Annotated in this window: 1 pseudogene; it reads right to left on the bottom strand. The window is 80.3% G+C overall.

Features of this window, described 5'->3' with window-relative positions:
- Nucleotides 1–529, bottom strand: a pseudogene (locus E4P41_RS21790) (hypothetical protein); the annotation flags it as partial.
- Nucleotides 530–679: the final 150 nt, after the last annotated feature.

Here is a 679-nt window from a genome sequence, read left to right on the forward strand (position 1 = left end):
CCGACGCCGGGTCGGCGGCGACGGCGGCCACGGCCGCCTGCGGATCGGCGAGCCCGGCCTGGGCCAGCCGCTCCTGCAGGCCGCAGTGCGACAGCGACGGGCTGGCCGGTGGCAGCGGTGGGGTGGGCTCCTGCGGCGCGGCGTCGTCCGGCGCGCGCACGTCCGGATTCGCGGGCACCTCACCGGGCAGCGGGACGGTGGGCAGCGGCACCGGGGGGATCGACTCGTCCGGGGCCGGGAAGCGGGCGCGGTTGCCGGCGCCGAGGGTCGCCCACCCGTCGAGCACGCAGCTGGTGGAGCGGGCTGCCCGCACCGACACCGCGCCGATCGGGGACCCCTCGGCCAGCGCCCACAGGTTCGGGGTGGCCTCCGGGTCGACGTCGTCCCACACCAGGCCGGGAATCCCCACCACGACGATCCGGTCGGCCGCCGTCCCCCCGGCCGGCGCGGCGCCCGCGGGGAGAGCGGGGACCAGCACCGCGGTGAGGACGGCGAGCAGGAGCGCCACGGCCCGCACGACCGGGGTCATCGGGGGCCGCCTCCCGGTGAACCCAGCAGCTCCCGGTAGAGGGCGACCAGCTGCCGGGCGGTGGCGGCCTCGTCCGGCCAGGTCGCCGCCTGGCGGGTGCCGGCCGCGGCCAGCCGGCGGGCACGCGCGGGGTCGGCGAGCAGCCCGGTG

The organism is Geodermatophilus sp. DF01-2 (assembly GCF_004571065.1).
Taxonomy (GTDB): Bacteria; Actinomycetota; Actinomycetes; order Mycobacteriales; family Geodermatophilaceae; genus Geodermatophilus.